Source organism: Chryseolinea lacunae (assembly GCF_016735595.1).
Lineage (GTDB): Bacteria > Bacteroidota > Bacteroidia > Cytophagales > Cyclobacteriaceae > Chryseolinea > Chryseolinea lacunae.
Genome location: NZ_JAERRB010000001.1, coordinates 704,489 through 726,627 on the forward strand (window position 1 = coordinate 704,489; position 22,139 = coordinate 726,627).

Genomic DNA, 22,139 nt, shown 5'->3' on the forward strand with positions numbered 1-22,139 from the left:
CATGAACGCTTTTCTTAGAAGAACGCTCCTGGTAATGTTCATCTCCGGCTCGCTGGGATGGCTGCTCTTTGCTTACCTGCATTTCAGCGAGACCGACTCTTTCCCTTCCCTCCGCGAAAATTTCTCCGGCCTCATGGTCGCCATGCTCATCGGCTGGATAAACGGTGTCGGTTTGTATTTCGCCAATGGCTGGCTCGACAAGTGGCTCCCCTGGCGAAATCACTATGCCACCCGCTTCGTGGTGGGGTATGTCGTCAACTATGCGCTGGCACTTGCCATCACCTATGTGCTGGTGATCATCACGCTGTCGCTGGCAGGGCCCGAAACGTTCTGGGTTGGCTTTTCGCTGAAGGACCTCGACCTCAAAATAAAACTTGGCATCCTCCTGCTGTGCACCCTTTTCATCTACAAGGTGGTGTATGCGTTGCTCTACTCCTATCAACACTACACTGTGGCGCAGATTGAAAACATTCAACGCGAACGCAAACAACTGGAGCTTCAATTTGAAGCGTTGAAAAGCCAGATCAGTCCACACTATTTATTCAACAGCCTCAACACCATTTCGTCGCTTGTCTATAAAGACACGCCGTCGGCCGAACAATTTATCCGACGCCTTGTGCAAACGTATCAATACATCCTGTCGACCCAGAACAAACGTTTTGTGACTTTGCAGGATGAAATTGATTTTGTGCTGTCGTATTATTATCTGCTGCGCATCCGCTTTCAGCAACAGCTCACGGTGGAGATCAACTTGCCACACAACATCATGCACACCAAGATTCCGCCGCTCACATTGCAGATCCTGGTGGAGAATGCCGTGAAGCACAACAACCTTTCGAGCGACAAAAAGCTTTTCATCTACATCACCGCACAAGACAACATGTTTCTGAAAGTGATCAACACCAAAACCGGAGCGCTCAGCGGTGTGACCTCGTTCCGCGTGGGGCTCGAAAACATTCAGAAGCGTTATGAGTTTTTTACAGACAAAAAAATCGAAATCAAAGACGACGACAAGTTTGTGGTGACCTTGCCGGTCATTCATCATAAAACACGCGAACACGAACACAAACACAGCGCATGAAACGTTACTTTATTCACAATGCGTTTTTCCGGTTGCTGGCGCCCATTATCTATGGTGCGCTGGCCTATTTGCTCATCCTGCTCATCAGTAACAACGTGGCCCAGGTAAACGATTTCTTCAGTGGCCAGGAAGTTTATGTATGCATCGGGTTGGTGTATGTGTCGCTGGAGTCGATGCGTGTCATCATCGTGCTGCTGGACAAGTTTTTGCCCGAACGTTATTTGTCGCTGCGGGTGCCGGTTCAGTTTCTCATCACCACGGTGGTTTCGGTTGGTCTGGTGTCGCTCGGGCTTCATTTGTATTTCCAGTATGTGGTGGGCTTTAGCATGAGTGGTGTTCAGGTGCTGATCTTCTCCATCCTGTTCACAGTCACGGCGCTGTTGTATAACATCCTGTACTTCAGCAACCACTTCCTGCAAAAAGAGAACACCCTGAAGCTGAATCTGGAAAAACAACAACAGGAAGTGCTGGAAGCCGAAATGATGGAATTCAAAAACGACGTGAACGCCGACCTGCTCTACGAAAGTCTGGAAAGCCTTATCACCCTCATGTATCGCGACGTAGACCAGGCCGAAGAATACATCGACTGCCTTGCGAGCGCCTACCGCTATGTGCTCAGCAATCGTCATCAGGAACTGGTGCCGGTGGCACAGGAACTGGACGCCGCCAAAAACCTCGTGAAACTTCTCAACGAAAAACACTTTGGGCAACTGCGACTCGAATCGACCTTAGATGCCGACGACCTCAGCGCCATGCTCATTCCGGGATCGCTGCCCATCATCATCGAAAGCCTGGTGCGCAACACCATCATCTCGCGGTTCGAGCCCATGGTGATTCGTTGCTATCTGGAAGAAGACTATATCACGTTGCAAAGCAAACTCAACGACCGGCTCATCGTACACCCCAACACCGAAATGGCGTTGAACCGGCTGCAACGATCGTATGCCATGTATAGCGACCTCACCATGATTAAAGTGAAGGCCTACGAAGAAAATTATATTAAATTGCCCGTGATTCGCGTGGCGGAAGAAATCACGACGTATTGATGAAGGTTTTAATCATAGAAGACGAAACACCGGCTGCCGAAAAACTGGAACGCTACCTGCTCAAGTACGATCCTGCCACTGTGGTGGTGTCTGTGCTGGACACGATAGAGAAAGCCGTGTCGTGGCTGGCAACCCACCAGGATCAAATCGATCTCATCTTCATGGACATTCAGTTGAAAGACGGCCTCAGCTTCCAGATCTTTCAACAGGTTGTAGTGAAAAAGCCCGTCATCTTCACCACGGCCTTCAACGAATTTGCGCTCGATGCCTTTAAGGTGAGCAGCATCGACTATCTTCTGAAACCCATCACCTTCACCGACCTCTCGGCAAGCCTCAAGAAACTGGAAAGCCTGCGCGAGCAGCTTCAGCCAAAAGACCAGCCCGAGCGCATCCAAACGTTGTTCACTAACCTCAAAACAAAAGAATACAAAACACGCTTCATGGTGAAGCTGGGCGAACACATCCGTTCCATCACGGCCGACCAGATCAGTCTTTTTTATGCCGACGGGCGCGATGTGTATTTAGTGACCACCCAAAACCGGAAGTTTATTATCGACTACACACTGGAGTCGCTGGAAGATATTCTGGATCCCCAGGTTTTTTTCAGACTCAACCGCACGTTCATCCTAAATATTAATGGCATCAAAGACGTGCTGGTTTATTCCAACAGCCGGCTCAAGATCACGCTCGTGCAGGAATTCGACAAAGAAATTATTGTGAGTCGCGAGAAAGTGGGCGACTTCAAGGAATGGTTTGATGGGTTGCAGCGCGCCTAGCCTGCGCGTTTGGCTTTGTAGCCCTCCTTCAGCAGCAGCTGCACCAGCTTGTCGCGGTGGTCGCCCTGAATGATCACTTCGCCGTCTTTCACAGAACCGCCCACGCCACATTTTGATTTCAACAGTTTGCCCAGTTGTTCCAGGTCGGCCGCAGTGCCCACAAAGCCGGTGACCAGCGTCACTTGTTTACCGGCGCGCATACTTTTGTCGAGCATCACTTTCAGATTTTGTTGCTGGGGTGGCAGGGTCTGTGCTTCGTCGTTGCCCTGATACGAAAACTCAAAATCCGACGCGGTGGAGAATACCACGCCATCGCGTTTCTTCCAGTCGTTGTTCTTTGCCATGCTACAAAGTTAAGATGATGAAGATCATTAACACCAGCACAATAGCACTGGTAACGCCCAAATTAAATCCGGCTTCCACCCGGTTGCGGAGATACACGCCCGCCGCCGACAGAACGAGCAACGCCAGTGGCACAAACAAAAAATTGCCCAGCAGCGATCGCCCGATGCGGTGCACGTAACCTCCCGACTGCACCCTACGGGGAATATTAAACAACAACGATGAACGGAACGCAACGCGTTCGCCCTTCCTGAAAAAGTCCTGCAAGTCGATGGGCAGGTGCACCGTCTTGCCTTCGTCGGTCACAATGGCCCACGAATCATCGCCACGGTAGCGGGCGGCACGGCTCTCGACGCGATAGGCATATTGAATGGTGGCTTCATGCTGACGGTTCGGCAATACAAAATCGACGGCGAGACACACCGCGATGACAAAACAGACTTTTGAAATCTTTACGGCCCACGGCAAATATTTGCGCATGGCGTCGTGCACGGTGGGCTTGCGTTTTTGCGGCGGAACATGGGTGTGTGCCTGCCCGCGATAGGCCGGGTCGCGATGTCTTGGTTTAGGAGGCGCGGGTGTGTGCAACACCACGCCATAGTAGTTTTCGCGCTTGCGATCGTACATCATTTTCTTCACGGGATCGCTCAGCACATTATAGGCCGCCGTCACTTCTTTGAAGTACGATTCAGCCCGGGGATCGGGGTTCTTGTCGGGGTGATAGGCAACCGCAATCTTCCGGTAGGCCCTCTTGATGTCTAACGCGCTGGCGGAGTAGCTAACACCCAAAGTCTGATAGTGATCCATACGGATTGGGAAAAGAAAAGCCCGGTGGATATAGACCAGGCTTTTCTACGTTTCAATTTCTTATAACGCAACGTTGAATTTACAGACCAATTATTTCTTGCGTCGCTTCGTCACAAAGGTCAGCACAGGACGGCGCGAGTGGCTCACCACATCTTCGGCGATGCTTCCGGCCAACACGTGCGCGAAACCGGTGCGGCCGTGAGTAGCCATCGCAATGAGGTCGGCGTTGATGCTGTCGGCAAAATAAACGATACCTTCTTCTTCGCTCACGTCGTTGAACACGTTGATGGTATAGTTCTTCAGTTGCAGTTTCTTTGCAAAGTCTTCCATGTATTTTTTCACCACTACATCGCGCTGAAAATTTCCAGGTGTGTTGATGCGCACAAGGTGCACGGTGGAGTCGTAGATTCTTTGGGTGGTGCGCACAATGCGGGAGAAGATCTCTTCGTCTTTCTCCATCGACGTGGCATACACGATGTCTTTAAAGTTTTTGCTGATCGGTTTTTCGTGCACGGTGAGCACGGGGCAGTTGGATTGACGAATCACTTTTTCGGTGTTCGAGCCAATGATCATCTGCTCCAGGTCGCTGTGACCGGCGGTGCCCATCACAATGAGGTCTACCTTCTTGTCGGTGATGATGGAGTTCATGCCGTGGAAAGCATTTCCCACACGCAGGGCCTGCTTCACGCGCACGCCTTCAAACTTCGGATCTTCCACCAGCTTCGCCATCTGCTTTTTCGCTTTCTCGATGAGCTTCAGGGTGAAGATTTTTTCTTCCCAATCGCCGTCCACATCCACCTGGCCTTCCACGTTCATCGAGTTGCCGATAGCTTCTTCTACAACGTGAAGGAATGTGAGTTCGGCGCCAGACTTCTTCGCAATGTCAGCGGCAACGCCGGCGGCAATCTGTGCAGGTTTCGAAAAGTCGGTTGGGACAAGTATTTTTTTCATGAGCAGTAAGAATTTGTTTTGTATTTGAAGTACAGCCATTGACCCGTTAACGGGCAAAATAACAGGTTCTAAAATTAAAATAAATCTGCAACAATCATACACCCTTAAACCTCTTTTCCCGCACAATACCATCCTAATCCAACCCCCTGGCCGCATCGCCCTCTTTCTAATATCCTTACCTCCAAGTGCTTACCGGGATCGCCGTGCACAATCTTCGCACCTTTCCGCCCAACCCGCTGTTCGCTCGGCGAGGGCCACATCAAAAACCATCTTCAGAAACTCATCGCAACTATTCCCGTCACCGCCAGAATTTTTGGTATATGACAACCTGTTGCACTTCACCCGGCCCTACCTTTGCAACATGCACGATCACCACGACCATCATCATCACCATACGCTAGACATCACGCATGTTAGCCGGATGCTGGTGATCGGCATCGTTTTGAATCTTGTGTTTGTGGTGGTGGAGTTTGCATCGGGGTTCCTGTCCAATTCCTTGTCGCTCATGTCAGACGCCGGGCACAACCTCAGCGATGTGGCCAGTCTGGGGCTGGCGCTGGTGGCGTTCAAATTGTTTAAGGTGAAGGCGACGGAAAAATATACCTATGGCTATCGCAAGGCCTCCATTCTCATATCCCTGCTCAACGCGGTGATCCTGCTCATTGCCGTGGGGGGCATTGGCTACGAGTCGTTCTATCGCATCTTCGATCCCGAACCGGTAAAGGCGGGTTATGTGATCGTTGTGGCGGCCATCGGCATTGTCATCAACGGCCTTTCGACGCTGCTGTTTTTCCGAAGCAAAGAACACGACCTCAATGCAAAAGGCGCGTACCTCCACCTCATGGTGGATGCGCTGGTTTCGGTAGGCGTGGTGGTGTCGGGTGTTGTGATCCGCTACACCGAATGGACGTGGGTGGATCCGGCAATAAGCCTCGTGATCATGATCGTGATTGTGTCGAGCACGTGGCGGCTGCTGCGCGACAGCCTGCTCCTGTCCATCGACGCCGTGCCCCGCGACATCAACATGAACGCCATTCGCGAAGCGGCCGCGAAGTTGCCGGGTGTGAAAGACATACACCACATTCACGTGTGGGCCATCAGCACTTCCGAGAATGCCCTCACCGCCCACCTCACGCTTACCGAAAATCTGTCGCCACCCGATGTGGCAAAACTGAAACACACCTTCAAACACGACCTTCAGCACCTGGGCATTCAACACGCCACCCTCGAAACCGAAACGGCCGATTGCCGCGAGTCGTCGTGCAACGTTCCGTTATAGTTTCGCGAACAACGCGGTGATGCCCTCTTCAATCATCGGCCCCACCTTCTCAGGGTTGTCGGGCACAACGCCGGCCACAGCGCCCTTCCACACCAGTTTGTTTGATGCGGCCTCCACCAAGTGCACGGTGGCCGTGCCTTCGCGGTAACGCCCAACCTCAACCTCCTCGCTTTTCCAGGAATATTTTCGCTGCCCCATGTAGCGCGGCGCTTCCTGAATGGAAGTGGAGCGGGTTTGAATTTTGTTCTCCACCATCACGCCAATGTTCACCAGCAAGTCGGGCCGCTCGGTTGTGGCCTTCAACCCCCGGGCTTCCAGCTGACGACGCACGGCCGTTTTCAGCAAATCCACATTCTTATGAAACGTGGGCGACACGGTGTCGCCATCCGCTTCGATGGCATAGAACTCGAACGTCTTGTATTGACCGATCTGAAAACCATCGGCCTTGTCGGTGTTTAACACGCGCACGCCCGAACAGGCGCCGCAGCACAGCAAGAAGATGACGCAGAGCGTGCGAAGAAAAGATGTCATAGTGTATAGTGAGGGTTGATTGTTCTTCAATGAAACCAGCCGCATTAGTGCGACACAAACTTCAGTCCCACAATGGAGGCAATGAGGGTTGTGATAAAAAACAGGCGCCAGAAGTCGGCCGGTTCTTTAAATATCAGAATGCCCACCAGCACCGTGCCCACGGCACCCACACCGGTCCACACGGCATAGGCCGTGCCGATGGGCAGGGTTTGAGTGGCCCGCATCAGCAACACCATGCTCACCGTAAGCGACACAAAAAATCCCGTGAGCCAGAGGGCCGATGTGGTACCTGTGGTTTCGTTGGCCTTGCCCAAACAGGTGGCAAAGCCCACTTCAAAGAATCCGGCAATGATGAGGATGATCCAGGCCATAGCGTTGGTGCACGTGTTGCTGCAATGCGCTGGAAAGATACGAACGCGAACCGTATTTGTTTTTCCGTAACGTTGAAATCTGCCGCCAACCACCTGAGCGCGTTGACGACTTAGCCTACATTGTCAATCACCTTCAGGTATTTTTTTGTTTTGCGGCTGGGCTGAAAACGATATACAAAATTCAAGCGCACGTTGCCCGTGTTCATGATCAGCTGCCCCGAACCGCCGGTGGGCAAATGCACCCCGTTGTTCACATAGTTGGCTGTGATCGCCCACACTTTCGAATTGTAGCCACCAAACACCCGGAAGAAAGTGTTGGGACTGAATCCATCGACATTGCGATAGCCGTCGTTCTCGAAGATGCGACTGGTGCTGTAGTCGAAGCTGACGGAAAAAGAACCCGTCAGAAAAAAATGACGGTCAATCACCACGCTGTAGGCATAGCCTACGTTGGGACCTATCTCAAAAAATCGCATACGATCGGCGTTGCCCGTGGCGACGGGCTTGTCCAGCGACGATGGCACAATGCTGCTGTCGGCACGCACAATGCCGTAGTAAGCTTCAATGCCCGCGATGACTGTTCCCGCAGATTTTTTTTGATACTCGTTCTGCAAAAACGCCGCCCGGTATGAAAACCGTTCATGATTAAAAATATATTGACTGGAGGCACCGATCATGTTCACACGAAGGTCGGGCCGGAGATAATTGTCGCCGGCGTCGATGTCGGAGCCCGCGAGATAGAAACCTTTATAGAACTGGCCAAACACGTCGGTCAGGATCTTCCGCCCGTAGCTGTGAAATTGCAGGTCGAGATACTTCGTTTTGCCTTTGCCCGTGTCGGGGTTAAGAAAGCCAAAACCGTAGGCAAGATTGAGCGTGGCCCAGCGATAGGTTGCGCCCACCCCCATGTTCAGCGTGGTGTTGGGACGATACGAAAAACTGTAGCCTTCCGTGAAATTCCGGAAGCGCAGCAAGGTATATTTCTTGGAAAAATAAAACCGTCCGGTGATCTGATTGACATATGAAGAATAATAGGCGGTGTCGTGTTGTTGTGCCTGCGTTTCGCAAACGCTCAACAGGGTAATTCCGAACACAACAACGATCCTCAGCAACCGCCGCGACGAAAGAATGTGAACGCTTGGAGAGAGGGTTGTCATTAGTCCACTTTTAAAAATTTACAAACTGCCACATCGCCCTTAAATAACCACAGATACCGTTCTTCGCATGTAAAATGATCGGCCGCATTCAGCGTCTGCAAAAAATCCTTCTCGCGCGATTGCCCGCAAGCCATCTTCGTGTTCACCAGTTGGCGAAAGGCAATAACGTTGCCATGGGTGATCAGCTGCCCCGAAAATTCGTTGCATCCGGTCACGCCCATCACCGTGCCTTCGGAGGGGTTAAGTTCCATGCGGGGCTGCTCGCGGGTATAGTCTTTTTCGGTGATGGCCTTTCCATTCAATTCCTTCAGCACCCAGATGTCGTGCAACCGGTAGTCGGGCAAATAGCGGCCGCATCCGTTGAAGTGTGTGTAGTCTTTTGCTTCGTTCGCCTTCACATCGATGCTCACCGCGAAAGGAAACTTCTCGCCCGACATGTTGTCGTGGCACCCCTTCTCCTGCACCTGCACAATAATCTCCGACGATTCAGCAACAGCACGGTAGCGTGTCACATTCGCATCCTGTGCGCGTTGGGGTTCGGGCACAGAGATGTTCAGCTGTGGCACATCGGTGAGCGACCGAAAAAGCATGGTACCTTCCATGTCCATCTCCAACGACCAAAACGGCTCATTGCCCGACGCCACGAAGTCTATGCCGCGCTGAAATCGTTCGATGTCAAGTGTCACGTTTCGCGTATTGGGCACGTCGCCCGTTGCTGCGGGTTGTGGCTTCACCGAAGCACAACTCATCGCCGCCACACTGCCAAGAACAACAAAGATCGTTTTCATTTCTATTCGCATTCGTTCTTCGCTTATGGGTTCAGACAAAGAACCTAAGCTCAACCGTGCGGTTCACGGATTCACTGCGTTACATCGCGTCGTTGAGGCTCATGTTCTATAACACAGGCGACGTACTAAAGTTATGAAAAAGAAAAACGCGCCGGACATGGGGCAATGCTTGCTCACATTGGGGAAACGCTGACGTGCTAGCGCGTGAACTGCACTGCGTTTGTGATCACATTCAAATCAGTTACTTCGGGCTCATGGCTCCAGGTGCGCCATTGAATGAATCGCCCTGCACCGAGCTTTCTGACCCAACACGCGGCGCGGCCATATTCATTTAGGGCCAGCACTTCGTCAACCGCATCGGCCTTCACCGAGAATGAGCCGATAAAAAAATCCGGTAGACCAACACGTTTACCTGCGGCGGTGGCCGTGCAGGAGTATTCACCACCATCGTGGGTCAGATCGAAGTCCATGTCGAGCAAGGCATTTGCGATGGCCGGGTTCTCGCCGAGATAATTTCCCTTCGCGTCGAACGAAACGAGGTTGGGTGCGAAGCTGGTCCAGAGAACAGTTCCACCCGACTCGATGTAGTTTCTGAAAAGGCCCGTTCGCGCGTCGGGCAACAGCAAATTGGTGGGAATGCTATTGTGGTTGAACACCACCACACTGGGCACCTTGTCTTGCATTCTGGCTTTCATGAATTCTTTCAACGCGACAGAATCTACCGACACAACATGCGCTGCCTGCAACGTAGTCGTGATTTTCGGATCGCCTTGCAGATAAGGATGGTCGCCAGCGTTTGCATACACCGCTACATACTTCACAGGGGCGTGCGAACTTCCCTGCAGTGCATAAAGCGCACCGTCGTCGCTGCCCACAAAAATGCGCATGCTGTCCAACACGGGCGATGCATAAACGCTGCTTTGTGTTTTGAATGTCCACGCAACGTCACCCGTCGTTTCATCAAACGCATAGAGCTTGCTGTCGCCGCCGCCCACAATCACCTGGTGCCCGGCAAGGATGGGTGACGAATACACATAGTCGCCGGTTTCGTATTTCCAGTGTTCTTTGTCGGTTTCGAGATCAAGGGCTGAAAACAGTTTGTTGTCGGACCATCCTACAAAAACTTTTCCGTTGTGAACCAACGGTGAGGATATGCTCCACGTGGGGCCATAGGTGAATTTCCATGCCAGCGTTTTTGTCGCCAGGTCCAGGCAATACACATTGCCATCACGCGAGCCGAACACTACGCGGTTGCCTTCCACGGCGGGTGTTGCATCTAGGGCATTCCGGTCCCAGCCAAAGTCTTCCGATTTCAAGTGAGCTCCTTCCGTTTCATAGGTCCACTTCAATTTTCCGGTAGCTTTCTCCAACACATAAAATATTCCATCAAAACTGTTGATAAAAATTTCTTCTCCGTGAATTACCGGCGTAGCGCGAATGCGACCCTTCGTCTTGAAGTTCCACACGACACTTCCGTCGCTGGTCTTTACGGCATAGAGCACGCCATCACCGCCACCCACATATAGAATTTGATTTTCAATCACAGGGCTTGATTGAAAATATTCCCATCCCCAAAGGTGCGGCAACAGCGCACCCATTTTCAGCTTCCATTTTTCTTTTCCTGTGCTGGCATCCACGGCATACAGATGCTGGTCGCGACTGGTCACAAAAACATCTCCGCCGGCCAGTGCGGGTGTGCTGCTGATGGCACCGCGTGTTTTAAACGTCCAGGCCACTGTCCCATCTTTTTTCTCCACGGCATATAAAACTCCGTCGGCACTTCCAAAATACACACGCGGGCCGCTCACCAGGGCGTTGCCGCGAATGCCGCCACCGGTCTGCACTTTCCACGCGATGCCCGAAAGAGAACGCAACGGCGACTGCTCCTGGATGCGGGCCGGCGCAGGATCGGACTGGACTACCGTGGCATTGCGGGGTGTGCAGGCGTAGACAAACATGAGCCCGGCAAAAAGTAACCTATTGAAATTCATGTGGGTAGATTATGAAAAACAAGTATCGTATTAAAAATCCTGCTATCCCTCACCCCACGGTCGTTATTTCGCACCCCGCGTTCAACTTCCCACAACGTTTATTACCTTTGCCCCACCAATTCAATTACGAGGTAAGCCTTTCTGCTCGGTACGCATGGCTCAGCACAATCACCTGCCTCTTTTACTCATTAACTCAAAACAAGACTTATGCAGATCACAAAACACAAGGTCGCAGGCATTCATTACACGCTTCGAGACAATGAAGGCACCATCATCGACACCAGCGACGGCCGCGAGCCGCTGTATTATCTGCACGGTGCAGGCAACCTCATCGTGGGCATGGAAGAAGGCCTGGAAGGCAAACAAAAAGGCGACAAGTTTCAATTGAAAATTGCGCCCGCAAAAGGGTATGGCGAACTCGATCCGGCCATGACTCAAAAAGTGCCCCGCTCGGCATTCGGCGATCAGGAAGTGCGCAAAGGCATGAAGTTCTCTACCGACCGCGGCGACGTGGTGACCGTGACTGAGGTGGGCCTGGAATCCATTACCGTAGACGCCAATCATCCCCTGGCCGGTGTGGAACTGAACTTTGCTGTAGAGATCATTGAAGTGCGTGAAGCCACGTCCGAAGAAATTTCGCACGGCCACGTGCACGGTCCCGGCGGACATCACCATCACTAGGCTTATTCTTTGAAGCCGACCCCATCGCAGGATTGGGTTGGTCTTCGGATGACATATTATTCAACAGAGGTCGTTCGTGGTGACGACCTCTTTTTTTGTGCGTTATTTTTGGGGAGAAATCAGTCGATACCTAAAGCGGCTCGTGTTTTCTTTGGGAGTTTAGAGGCCACCAGTCGATGCGATTCACGAACAAAAGCCTGCCACTCTTTTGGACGCACACGGTCGGGCTGTTGCACAAGCACCCACTTGGCGCGCGCCAGGTAGGGCGCGGGAATAAATTCGTCGCGCGCGGCCATTTCTTCAAACGCTTCGTCGGGAACCTTAAAAGAGTAGTGATGGGGTGGATCGAGTCCGATCACGCAATACATTTTTTCGCCCACGGTGAAACACAAGTCGTGTTCCCACTTGATGTCCTCCTTCGTGCCCGGAAGTGTCTTGCAAAACTTTTGTAACGACTCGATGTCCATGGCAAGGATGGTGCAACGCACCGGTTAAAGCCTGCTGGGTGTCTTCTTAGAAATCCGGACAAGGAATGATGAGCTTGTCTTTGGGTGGCTTGCGCGGGTTGCGCATGGGCCAGGTGTAGACAAGGCTGAACTCGTGCGCGCCACCACTGCCGGTGCCAAGCTTGGACACGGTGTAGTCGAAGCTGTAGCCAATGTTGATGGCATCTTTCGCCCCCAGTTGGGTGAACCCTATGAGCAGCACAATGGATTCGTTGTTCGCATAGTTGTTGACAGACTTGAACGGGATGCCGCGATACCACGTGCCCAGCACCAACGGTGCCGAGGTGAAATAGAGGCCCACATCCATTTGGTCGAACTGCCCCTGGTGACGGTATTGAATGGCCGGTGCAATGCTTCGTTCTGTTTTCTTGGCATAGACGCCACTGCCGACCGTGCCGGGGCGGAGGTAGAATTTAAATCCGCCGTGCACCGAAAATTTCCGGGGCAACGGGCTGTTTTCGTTGATCAGACTTTGGTTGGGTTGGGTAAGGTGCCATGCCGAAATGCCCAGCCATGCCGTGCGGGTGAAGAGCACGCCGCCGAGCGAAAGGTCTACAAATGTTTTCTTGAAATTGGTATTGAATCCCTCGGCCGTTGGCTTGTCCAGAAACTGGCCGGTGGTGGGATCGAACTGGTCACCAAAGGTGAGCTTTCCGAAATTGATGTCGCGGTTGTAGAGCGCCACCTGCACACCGGGGCGGAAGCCGATGTTTTTGTTGATCTTCATTTCATAGGCATACTGCAGCCCGATGCTGAGCGAACGCAGGCCGGCAAGTCCTTCGCGGTCGCGGGTGATGATCATCCCCACGGCGCTGTTCTTGTCTTCAATGAAATAATCGAAATAGGCCGACATAGTGGTGAAGTTGGCGTCGATGGCGGGCCATTGGTTTCGGTAGTTCATTCCCGCGCGGGCCTGTCCTGTGGAGCCGGCCATGGCCGGGTTCAGATAAAGAGGAGCTGCATAAAACTGTGAAAATTGAGGGTCCTGGGCAGTTACCGCCCCACTAAACGCCAGCATTAATACACATAAGAGCAGGGATATCCTGTACATCAACTTCAGTGATTTTAGAGTACGCAATCAAGGCAAATTAAAAGTATATCGGAAATTTATGAAATAGTTTGTCGTTTCTGTCATCCGTTGTCAGTTATATGGTCGCCAGCAATCGTTGAATGTTTTCGTCTCTGAAAATTCACGTTATGTACTCAGGGTCACCGGCCATGACGACAGATACCTAGTAACGTCCCGCGGTTAACGATATTTTATGCAAATTGTATACTTTAAATGACCCCGGGCGTTTTACATTTGATCTTGAATAGTTTTTGAGCGTAAGTTGAAGAGCTATAACCCCTATGAAGAATCTAACCACTACCGCTTTACGATTTTCTCTGCTGTTGCTCCTGCTGCCGTCTGCCCTCCGGGCGCAGAACTTTGCGGGCTACAATTGGTACTTCGGCAACAGCCCACAAGGTGTGCGCTTCAGCCGCTCCAACAACAGTGCAACCCTGGTCAGCAATCAGGCCGTTCCCTTTGGAACCGGCGGCAGTGCTGTGGCCAGCGACCAGGTGAATGGCGACCTCCTTTTTTACACCGACGGCGCCAACATCTATGACATCACAAACGCTGTGATGCCCAACGGCACAGGCCTCAACGGTTTCACCGGCGGCAATCAACCCGTAGCGGTGGCCAAAGTGCCCGGTCAGCTCAACCAATACTACGTCTTCACCAACAACTCCAATTTCACCACCGGCGGCTCCATCGAATACAGAATCGTGGACATGGCCCTGTTTGGCAATGCTGTTTTTCCCACGCCTGCCCTCGGCGACGCCTCCAACACCACCAACACCGCTGTGGCCGGTCTCACCAACCGCAGCGAAGCCATGATCGTGATCCCCCACAGCAACGGCGACGACTTCTGGCTCATCACCCATGCCAACGGCGCACCGGATTATAGCGTGACACGGGTCACACCCGCCGGCCCCACAACGACCACCATAGTGGCTGGCCTGGGACTGATCCAGCTGGCCGCAAACTTTTCGTATCACCCCGCCACAAATCAACTGGCCGTGTCGCCACAGGAAGCTACCCGCGATGTGGAAGTGCTCACGTTCGATCCGGCCACGGGCGCGCTGATTTTTCAACAACGCATTCTCAGCTCGGGCGTGGCCAGCACCACCAACCAGGCAATCTACGATATCGAATTCAGCGCCAACGGCGACCTGGTCTACCTGTCGCGTCATGGCGAGACGGGCATCCCCGCCGATGTGTTGCAATTCAATCTGGTGAGCACCACACCGGTGTCGCTCGCCTCTGTACTGCCACAACCCAACACCATCTTCAGAAGTTATGGTTTGCAGATGGCACCCGACAGCGCCATCTATCATCTTTATCAGGCCACCAACGGCGGCCCGTTCCTGATGGGAAAAATAACCGACACCGATTCGCTTGCCCCGAAAGCCCTCTACACACCCCAGGCTTTTGCCGGCAACATCAATTTCAACGGCAAACAATTTCCATCCTTCGCGCCACGCGACACAGTGAACCTGAATGTGACCTTCCTCGCCAAAGGCCTATGCGCCAACGCACCCACATCGTTCTTCCCAACGGTGACGCCAGGCGCCGACAGCCTGCACTGGGATCTGGGCGACGGCACATCGACCAGCGACTGGAGTCCGGTGTATACTTATCCCGACGCCGGCACGTATGACGTGGCCGTAACCGCCTATCTGAACGGTCAGGAAAAAACCACCACACAACAGATCACCGTCACTACATTCGACACACAGATCTCGCTGGTGGAAGACACCACGGCCTGTAGCTGCGAGCTTCCCTTTCCCAAAACAAAGAAACCCGTTACCCGTTGCGGCACCTTTAGCGTGACGGCCTCCGTGAGCGGCACCGGCACACCGCAGCTGCAATGGTATGGACCCGGTGGTCCCATTGCCGGCGCAACCACAGCAACGCTCGCGCCGGATTCGGCCGGATATTATTATCTGGTAGCCACCGTGGGCGGCTGCTCTACCTACTCTGGTGTGAACATCAAAGAATATGGCATCCAGGACGAACGCGCCAACATCTGGTTCTTCGGCAATAATGCCGGCCTTGATTTCAACGATCAGCCTACTGTGGCAATTCAGAACGGTGTGATGAATGCTCCCGCCGGAACCTCCACCATCAGCGATCGCAACGGCCAGGTGATCTTCTTCACCGACGGCGACAAAGTATGGAACAGACAGGAAGTGGAACTTGCTTCGGGCCTTGGCGGCGATCCCACGTCGTCACAAGCCGCGCTCATCATTCCCGTGCCCGGCGACGAAACCCTGTACTACATTTTTACAACGAAAGAAATCTACGGCGGCTACAGCTACGAAATGCGTTACGCACTTTTCGATCTGAAGATGAACAACGGCACAGGTGGCATTGTTGACCCCGACAACAATCCGGCAACGTCACCCAGCACCTTGTTGTTTGTGAAGAGCACCGAACGTGTTACAGGCAGTGCCAACTGGCTCATTGCTCACGAGTATGGAAACAATTCCTTCCGCGCCTATCGCGTAACGCAGCAAGGGCTGGGCAACCCGGTGATCTCGAGCATCGGTTCCGATCACAACTTTGCCACAGCCGCCAACGGCCAGGGCTACATGAAGCTCGGCGCAAGAGATCGCCTTGCCGTGGCACTCTCCACACCCGGAGCCTCGAATGTGGTGGAGGTGTTTGACTTCACCGACTCCACCGGCACAGTATCCAATTTCAGAACCGCCGACCTGAAGAATGCAAACGGCCAGGTTTATGGCGTGGAGTTCTCTCCCGGAGGCAACAAACTCTTTGCATCTTTGAAAAACAGCGGATCGTCGCAGATCGTAGAGTTCGCTTTCGATTCACTGTCGATTCCATACCTTAAGAAACCACCTATCGCGCCCGTAAGTCAAACCCTGGGCGCCATTCAAACCGGACCCGACGGACAGATTTATGTGGCGGTTGACGGGCAGAATGCACTCGGCACGATTCAGGCATCAGAAGACACCACACAAGTGTCGACCTTCAGAATCGACGGCATGCCGTTGCTGAGCGGCACCAACAGCCGCCTGGGCTTACCAAACTTTATTCAACACATTTCAGACCCTGCACAAGGGCCGGGCATATCCATTGCAGGCGAATGCGTGCAGGACTCTGTTTCGTTCTCCGGCTCACCACGCGATCCCATCGACACCTATGCGTGGACGGTTTCGCTGGGTGGCAGTGTGATCACTACATCAAAAGAGCAAAGCTTCAAGTTCCTGTTCAGTGTGCCCGGCACCTATCATGTGGCGCTCACACTTCACAACCGCTGCGTGCCCGACACGCTCATGCAGCGAGATCACATCATCTATGGAGCACCTCCTAATCCAACGGCTTCGGCCGTGATTTGTACGGGTCCGGTGGTGCTCGACGCCAATCCAAATAATTTAACCGGTCTCACCTATGCCTGGTCAACCGGAGCCACCACAGAAACCATCACGGTGAGCCGTCAGGCGGTCTACAACGTGACGGTCACAAACGCCGCCGGCTGTACGGTGAATGGCCAGATACTCGCTGCCGACAACCGACCGGTGGTGGATCTGGGACCCAACCTCACCATCTGCCAGAACACACCCATCGCCACGCTCGACGCCCGAAACCCCGGCACCAGCACCACCTATGCCTGGACCATCAACAACGTTCCTTCAGGCGCAACACGCACGCAGGCGGTGAACACTTCCGTGCCCGGCCCTCCTACATTTGAATATGAAGTGACGGTAACCGACGGCATCACCACGTGCTTCGCGAAAGATTCGGTGATCTATACCATCAATCCGCTGCCTACAATCAGTACGCCTTTGGTTGTTAATCCTTCGGCGTGTTTGGTAAACGACGGTTCAATCAACTTCGACATCACGGGCCCTACAAACGGCACCTTGTTCTCTTACTTCATCACAGGACCATCCACATCGCTTTCCGGAACCGATCGCTCGCTTGGTGCAGTGCCTGCAGCAACGGGATTGGGTGCCGGCACATATGGCATCACGGTGGCCGATCAGGTTAGCGGGTGTGCGCTTACCACAACGGCTTCACTTAACAACACATCCTTCACCGTTGCCGGAACACCAACGGACGTCTGCAACCCCATGGGCATTAACGTGACAACCGTTCCGGCTGTGGGCGCCTTGACATACCGGATCATCAACAACACCACGTTGGCCGTTATTGAATCCGGAGCCAAAGCAGGAACACCTTTTGTCACGGCCACGCTTCCGAATGCCGACTATGTTGTGGAGATAACGTCGTTGGGATGTACGGCATCTTCGACCCCAGTCATTCTCCAGCAGAACAGTCAATTCACCGTCACCTTTGACACCAACGACATTTGCGCCAACCAGAATGTGAAAGCGATTGCCGCCGGTGCTACCACGTTCGATTGGTCGTTGTCGCAAACGGGCAGCGTCATTGCTCCCACCAATGCCGACGTTGTGAAAGTGAACACAGGTGACTGGATGCTGCGTGTGAAAGTAGACGACGGTCCAGGCAACACCTGCCCTACCATAGATTCCATTGCCGTGAAAATTCTGCCGCCGCTGGTTGCAAACTTCACGCAGACCGACGGCTGTGCCGATCAGGTCACCATCAATGCCACACCAAACGGTCCGTATCTGTACCGCTGGTTTGTGAATGGAGCCGCCACACCTGACCCCACGCTGGCCGGACCTCAAATCACCGTGACTTCGGCTAACGACGGCTTCACCTATGGCTTGACCATCTATGATCCCGTGAATGGCTGTACCAGTTCGTTCTCCAACACCGTGCAGGTAGACGGCACGTTGAGCGCAACACTCACGTCGTCGCCGCCGTGCGAGGGGTCGTTGTTCACGCTCACGGCAACGCCAAGCCGGGCCGCTACGTTTGCGTGGGCCTTTAATGGCAACACCATATCCGGTCAAACCGCCGCCACGCTGCAAGACGAGCGCAGTGGAAACTACACCGTCACCGTCACGGCCGCGACTTGCCAGGCCACAGCCGACCTCGACATCATTGTGAACCCGGTGACGCCGGGCCTCATGCGCGATGAAGCGCTCATCTGTCCCGACCCTGCAAACCCCGACCCCAATACACGCGAAGTGGTGCTGGTGCCGGGCGAATTCAATTCCTACGACTGGTTCAAGGACGGCGTGTCGCTGGGCATCACAACGCCCACGCTGGTGGCCTCCGAAGTCGGCATTTTCTCGGTGAACCTGGTGAACGGCTACGGCTGTGCCAGCAATGACAAGACCACCGTGAAAGAACAGTGCGATCCCGTGATCGTGGGCCCAAACGCCTTCCGCCCCACCAGCTCGGTGCAGGGTCAAGGCGGCGACTATGTGAACCAGTCTTTCAAGCTGTTCACCTTCTTCATCGACGACATGAATTTCCAGATCTTCATCTTCAACCGCTGGGGTGAAATGATCTATCAGTCCGACCAACGCGACTTCCGCTGGAACGGCGGCTATAACAACAACGCCTCACAGCAAGCTCCTCCCGGCACCTATTCGTATGTGGTGCGCTACCAAAGCTCCTACCGCCCCGAAAAAGGTGTGCAGGAAAAACGTGGCGGTGTGGTGCTGCTTCGTTAACTTTAACACTCCGGCGCGGCGGGGTTGACATGTTCAACCGTTGCGCCGGAGAGTTTTAAAGTACAGTTCAAAACCCAACCGTGATCTCCTTATGAAAGCAAGCATCAAAATTGTTTTTGCCCTGGCGCTTATCGTTTTGTCATCGGGCTTCCAGATCATCAAAACCGCCCTGAGCGTGACCGTTCGCGACGAGGTGGGCAACACCGTGGAAGGCGCGTCCGTGCAGCTGTTTGAAAAAGAAGAAGACTATGCCGCCGAAACCAACGTGGCCGCACAAGGCGTGACCGACGCCAAAGGCATCTTGAAAATAAAAGAACTGAAAGCCATGTCCTACTACGTCATTGTGCGCAAAGACGATAAAGACAACGCTGGTGGTGGTGAACAGACCGGCAAGCTGGAAGCAAACCGCATTAATAAGGTGACGATTGTTATTCAATAAGGCGAAGCCCCTTCCTCAAGCATCAGGCTCTTTGGTATCCTGATTAGGGTCAAATGCATAGCTATCGTTAGGATAAGACTCTATATGCAAATGAATCTTTGAGTTTATGAAGCTACCTAGCTGATGGATGAATTCAAATATAGGTGCAGCTTCTTTATCGTTTAAATGGAGAACAGAATCTGTGTAAAACTCCATTTCATTCACGGCATTGAAATGATAATACAACTTACAAGTCAGCAAGTCGATAACTATCTCTTCACTCTCACTACTAAGAAAGCTTCCCAAACCAACTGTCGTTGGTAAATCTTTTTCCTGACCGGCATAAAAATATTTAACATCACATTTTTTGCTCGTAAGGAATTTCAGAAGGGCATTTTGCTTATCCAAACCCGCATCCGTCACTTTTATTTCGAGAACGGTATCATCTCCCTCCATATCTCTGATAATCTCTCCCCACTTTTCCGATATATTCATAGTCACCTAAAAGTTACATTGAACCGCGCCTTCAATTCGTTACTTGGCTTGATAATCGTAAATGAATTCAAAAGGAAAAGGCTTACCCGCAACATCCAATATCACCTTACCTACTATACTATTTTCGCCTTCCTTAACCGGCGTGAATTCATACAAAAAACCATCGCGGTTGTCGCCCTCAATCAGGCTTAATGTATCCACTGGTTTACCATCGCGGAATCCGGAGGTTATTATCATGATACCTTTTTGATATGTCAGGCTATCGGCATTACCCATTTTTATAAAAAAGGTATTTCTAAATTCCGTAGTTGCCGAATCATATATATAAGTGATGGGAAACATGTCCGCATTTCTTCTACCCGACCCTGATCTATCATATCGATGAAAATCCACCACTCTTCCCAGATCGTTGTAAAATATTTTTTCGGATAGTATATGCTTGGTAGAAGAGTACATGTTCCATTCTCCCACCTTATGACCATCGACATAGAAGCCCTCTTCCAAAACGCCTCCGCCCTCCCAGTACTCAAAAGATACCCCCTCCTTTTTTCCATTCACATAGGTGACAACGCCTCGTTTTTTTCCACTTGGATAATATCCTATCCCTAGTCCATCCCAAACCCCATCCTTAACCGGGACTTCAAACTCCACCTTTCCATTGGAAAAATACTTAACATACGTTGAAGATTTTGCCGGATTTGAGCATCCATAGAGCCAAAAAGGCACAAGGAAAATCAATAAACTATTCTTCATAGCCCTTTTACCGAACAATGAATTGATAAACAAACACACCGAGATACCACGCCATCACAAGGCACACAACCAGCTTCAACAACGTTCCAAACAAAAATCCAACAAAAGATCCAAGGGCCGATTTAAACGCCTGCTTTGAATTGTTGTTGGCCAGCAGCTCGCCGATGAATGCGCCCACAAAGGGTCCTGCAATGATGCCGATCGGTCCAAACCAGAGACCCACCAGCAAGCCAATGGTGCATCCCCACATGCCCCATTTGCCACCGCCAAATTTCTTGGCGCCATAGATGGGAACAAAATAGTCGAGTACTGTGATTGCCACCGTGATGCCGCCCATGATCCACAGAAACTTGGCCGAAAAGGGTGGGTTGGTGTTTAATTGCTGGATGAGTAATCCCAGAAACGCCAGCGGCGGCCCCGGCAGAAACGGCAGCACGCACCCGGCCAGGCCTACCAGCATGAGCACTACGCCAATCACGATCAATGCGATGTCCATTTTTTGTGTAATGTTATGTTCGTCGAAAATACATAATTTCGGAGATGCTTAACCTTCGCGCCATACATCATGTTGCCATTATTTGTTCGGACTATGATGCCTCCCGGGCGTTCTATACAAACGTGCTGGGCTTCACTGTTGTGGCCGAACATTTTCGCGCCGAGCGTCAGTCCTACAAGCTCGATCTTGCCCTGAACGGGCAATATTGCATCGAACTGTTTTCATTTCCCGATCCTCCTGCCCGTGTGTCGCGGCCGGAAGCCCGCGGGCTTCGCCACCTGGCGTTTGAAGTCGACGACCTCGACGCTGCAACGGAGTGGCTACGCCAGAATAGCGTTACCTTTGAGCCCATTCGCGTTGACGAATATACCGGCAAGCGATTCACTTTCTTTTCCGATCCCGACCACCTGCCCCTCGAATTTTATGAACGATAATCCCGTATCCCTCCCCCACTACCTTCGCGACTTCACGCGTTTGTTTCCCGACTTCGTGCACACCTCGCCGTGGGAACTGTGCTCCACCATTCAGGCGGTGTTGACAGAAAGAATCAAACATCTTTCATCCGACTATCACATCCACGACGATGTGGCCATTCACAAGAGTGCGCGCATCGAAGATCATGTGGTGCTGAAAGGGCCGCTCATTGTTTCGGAAGGATGTTTTCTGGGGGCACATGCCTACCTGCGCGGCGGTGTGTATCTGGGAGAGCGCGTGTCTATCGGGCCGGGATGCGAAATAAAGTCAAGCTATGTGCTTCCGGGAAGTGCCCTGGCACATTTCAATTTTCTGGGCGATTCGGTGGTGGGTTCGGGTGTGAACCTGGAGGCCGGAAGCATTGTGTGTAATCACTTCAACGAGCGCGCCGACAAGAAGATTTTTGTCATCGTGAACGGAAAAAAGGTCGACACCGGCTCCATCAAATTTGGCGCACTCATTGGCGACGACACGCGCATCGGTGCAAACGCGGTGCTTTCGCCCGGCACGCTGCTGGAACCCAAGAGCATTGTGAAAAGACTTGAACTGGTGGAACAGGACAAGAACGCGTAAGG

General features: G+C 52.5%; 22 protein-coding genes. 9 read left to right on the forward strand and 13 right to left on the reverse strand.

Annotation, left to right across the window (positions count from 1 at the left end):
- Position 1 precedes the first annotated feature (1 nt).
- Genes JI741_RS02615 through JI741_RS02625 form a run of 3 tightly spaced genes read left to right on the forward strand, consistent with a single transcriptional unit; the run spans position 2 to position 2,903 of the window.
- On the forward strand, positions 2-1,081 hold the full coding sequence (locus JI741_RS02615; protein WP_202007110.1) for a sensor histidine kinase: 1,080 nt from the start codon (positions 2-4) through the stop codon (positions 1,079-1,081).
- Positions 1,078-2,127 carry a sensor histidine kinase gene (locus JI741_RS02620; RefSeq protein WP_202007112.1) on the forward strand — a complete coding sequence of 350 codons (1,050 nt, stop codon included), beginning with the start codon at positions 1,078-1,080 and terminating at the stop codon, positions 2,125-2,127. The genes JI741_RS02615 and JI741_RS02620 overlap by 4 nt, the downstream gene beginning before the upstream one ends.
- A complete protein-coding gene (locus tag JI741_RS02625; protein WP_202007114.1) occupies positions 2,127-2,903 on the forward strand; it encodes a LytR/AlgR family response regulator transcription factor in 777 nt (258 codons plus the stop codon). The genes JI741_RS02620 and JI741_RS02625 overlap by 1 nt, the downstream gene beginning before the upstream one ends.
- On the opposite strand, the gene JI741_RS02630 is transcribed toward JI741_RS02625, so the two are convergent.
- From JI741_RS02630 to JI741_RS02640, 3 genes are all read right to left on the reverse strand, one after another.
- The gene (locus JI741_RS02630; protein ID WP_202007116.1) at positions 2,900-3,247 is read right to left on the reverse strand and encodes a translation initiation factor; all 348 of its coding nucleotides are present in this window, start codon (positions 3,245-3,247) and stop codon (positions 2,900-2,902) included. The genes JI741_RS02625 and JI741_RS02630 overlap by 4 nt on opposite strands.
- Position 3,248: 1 nt before the next feature.
- Positions 3,249-4,052 (reverse strand): DnaJ domain-containing protein, encoded by an 804-nt coding sequence (locus tag JI741_RS32950; protein ID WP_202007118.1) that lies wholly within the window; start codon positions 4,050-4,052, stop codon positions 3,249-3,251.
- A gap of 90 nt (positions 4,053-4,142) precedes the next feature.
- On the reverse strand, positions 4,143-5,003 hold the full coding sequence (locus tag JI741_RS02640; protein ID WP_202007120.1) for a universal stress protein: 861 nt from the start codon (positions 5,001-5,003) through the stop codon (positions 4,143-4,145).
- Between the two features lie 313 nt (positions 5,004-5,316).
- Between JI741_RS02640 and JI741_RS02645 the strand changes: the two genes are divergently transcribed.
- Entirely contained in the window at positions 5,317-6,282 is a 966-nt protein-coding gene (locus tag JI741_RS02645; protein ID WP_369411716.1) for a cation diffusion facilitator family transporter, read from the forward strand.
- On the opposite strand, the gene JI741_RS02650 is transcribed toward JI741_RS02645, so the two are convergent.
- The 5 genes from JI741_RS02650 to JI741_RS02670 form a co-directional block, all read right to left on the reverse strand.
- The gene (locus tag JI741_RS02650) at positions 6,277-6,813 is read right to left on the reverse strand and encodes a DUF4136 domain-containing protein (RefSeq protein WP_202007124.1); all 537 of its coding nucleotides are present in this window, start codon (positions 6,811-6,813) and stop codon (positions 6,277-6,279) included. The genes JI741_RS02645 and JI741_RS02650 overlap by 6 nt on opposite strands.
- A 44-nt stretch (positions 6,814-6,857) precedes the next feature.
- The gene (locus JI741_RS02655; protein WP_202007126.1) at positions 6,858-7,184 is read right to left on the reverse strand and encodes a DMT family transporter; all 327 of its coding nucleotides are present in this window, start codon (positions 7,182-7,184) and stop codon (positions 6,858-6,860) included.
- Positions 7,185-7,294: 110 nt separating this feature from the next.
- Entirely contained in the window at positions 7,295-8,341 is a 1,047-nt protein-coding gene (locus JI741_RS02660) for a DUF4421 domain-containing protein (RefSeq protein ID WP_202007127.1), read from the reverse strand.
- The gene (locus JI741_RS02665; RefSeq protein ID WP_202007129.1) at positions 8,341-9,129 is read right to left on the reverse strand and encodes an META domain-containing protein; all 789 of its coding nucleotides are present in this window, start codon (positions 9,127-9,129) and stop codon (positions 8,341-8,343) included. The genes JI741_RS02660 and JI741_RS02665 overlap by 1 nt, the downstream gene beginning before the upstream one ends.
- A 197-nt stretch (positions 9,130-9,326) precedes the next feature.
- Positions 9,327-11,120, reverse strand: coding sequence for an outer membrane protein assembly factor BamB family protein (locus JI741_RS02670; protein ID WP_202007131.1), 1,794 nt, complete (start codon positions 11,118-11,120; stop codon positions 9,327-9,329).
- A 207-nt stretch (positions 11,121-11,327) separates the two neighbouring features.
- Here JI741_RS02670 and JI741_RS02675 point away from each other — a divergent pair, with 207 nt between their 5' ends.
- A complete protein-coding gene (locus JI741_RS02675) occupies positions 11,328-11,801 on the forward strand; it encodes an FKBP-type peptidyl-prolyl cis-trans isomerase (protein ID WP_202007133.1) in 474 nt (157 codons plus the stop codon).
- A 119-nt stretch (positions 11,802-11,920) separates the two neighbouring features.
- Here JI741_RS02675 and JI741_RS02680 read toward each other — a convergent pair whose 3' ends face one another.
- Positions 11,921-12,289, reverse strand: coding sequence for an MmcQ/YjbR family DNA-binding protein (locus tag JI741_RS02680; RefSeq protein WP_369411717.1), 369 nt, complete (start codon positions 12,287-12,289; stop codon positions 11,921-11,923).
- Between the two features lie 25 nt (positions 12,290-12,314).
- Positions 12,315-13,358: a PorP/SprF family type IX secretion system membrane protein gene (locus JI741_RS02685; protein ID WP_202007135.1), complete on the reverse strand. Its 1,044-nt coding sequence runs from the start codon at positions 13,356-13,358 to the stop codon at positions 12,315-12,317.
- Between the two features lie 299 nt (positions 13,359-13,657).
- Between JI741_RS02685 and JI741_RS02690 the strand changes: the two genes are divergently transcribed.
- Positions 13,658-18,928, forward strand: a complete 5,271-nt coding sequence (locus JI741_RS02690; protein ID WP_202007137.1) for a PKD domain-containing protein — start codon at positions 13,658-13,660, stop codon at positions 18,926-18,928.
- A 91-nt stretch (positions 18,929-19,019) separates the two neighbouring features.
- Positions 19,020-19,367, forward strand: coding sequence for a carboxypeptidase-like regulatory domain-containing protein (locus tag JI741_RS02695; protein ID WP_202007139.1), 348 nt, complete (start codon positions 19,020-19,022; stop codon positions 19,365-19,367).
- A 15-nt stretch (positions 19,368-19,382) separates the two neighbouring features.
- Here the strand turns inward: JI741_RS02695 and JI741_RS02700 are convergent, their stop codons facing one another.
- Genes JI741_RS02700 through JI741_RS02710 form a run of 3 tightly spaced genes read right to left on the reverse strand, consistent with a single transcriptional unit; the run spans position 19,383 to position 21,090 of the window.
- Positions 19,383-19,841, reverse strand: a complete 459-nt coding sequence (locus JI741_RS02700; protein ID WP_202007141.1) for a hypothetical protein — start codon at positions 19,839-19,841, stop codon at positions 19,383-19,385.
- A 39-nt stretch (positions 19,842-19,880) separates the two neighbouring features.
- Complete coding sequence (locus JI741_RS02705; protein ID WP_202007142.1) at positions 19,881-20,594, reverse strand: toxin-antitoxin system YwqK family antitoxin; 714 nt, start codon at positions 20,592-20,594, stop codon at positions 19,881-19,883.
- A 7-nt stretch (positions 20,595-20,601) separates the two neighbouring features.
- Complete coding sequence (locus tag JI741_RS02710; RefSeq protein WP_202007145.1) at positions 20,602-21,090, reverse strand: DUF456 domain-containing protein; 489 nt, start codon at positions 21,088-21,090, stop codon at positions 20,602-20,604.
- Between the two features lie 44 nt (positions 21,091-21,134).
- Between JI741_RS02710 and gloA2 the strand changes: the two genes are divergently transcribed.
- Together gloA2 and JI741_RS02720 are read left to right on the forward strand one after the other, a co-directional pair.
- Positions 21,135-21,524: an SMU1112c/YaeR family gloxylase I-like metalloprotein gene (gloA2, locus tag JI741_RS02715; RefSeq protein WP_202007147.1), complete on the forward strand. Its 390-nt coding sequence runs from the start codon at positions 21,135-21,137 to the stop codon at positions 21,522-21,524.
- Entirely contained in the window at positions 21,514-22,137 is a 624-nt protein-coding gene (locus JI741_RS02720; RefSeq protein ID WP_202007149.1) for a DapH/DapD/GlmU-related protein, read from the forward strand. Before gloA2 ends, JI741_RS02720 begins: the two co-directional genes overlap by 11 nt.
- The last annotated feature ends 2 nt before the right edge of the window (positions 22,138-22,139 follow it).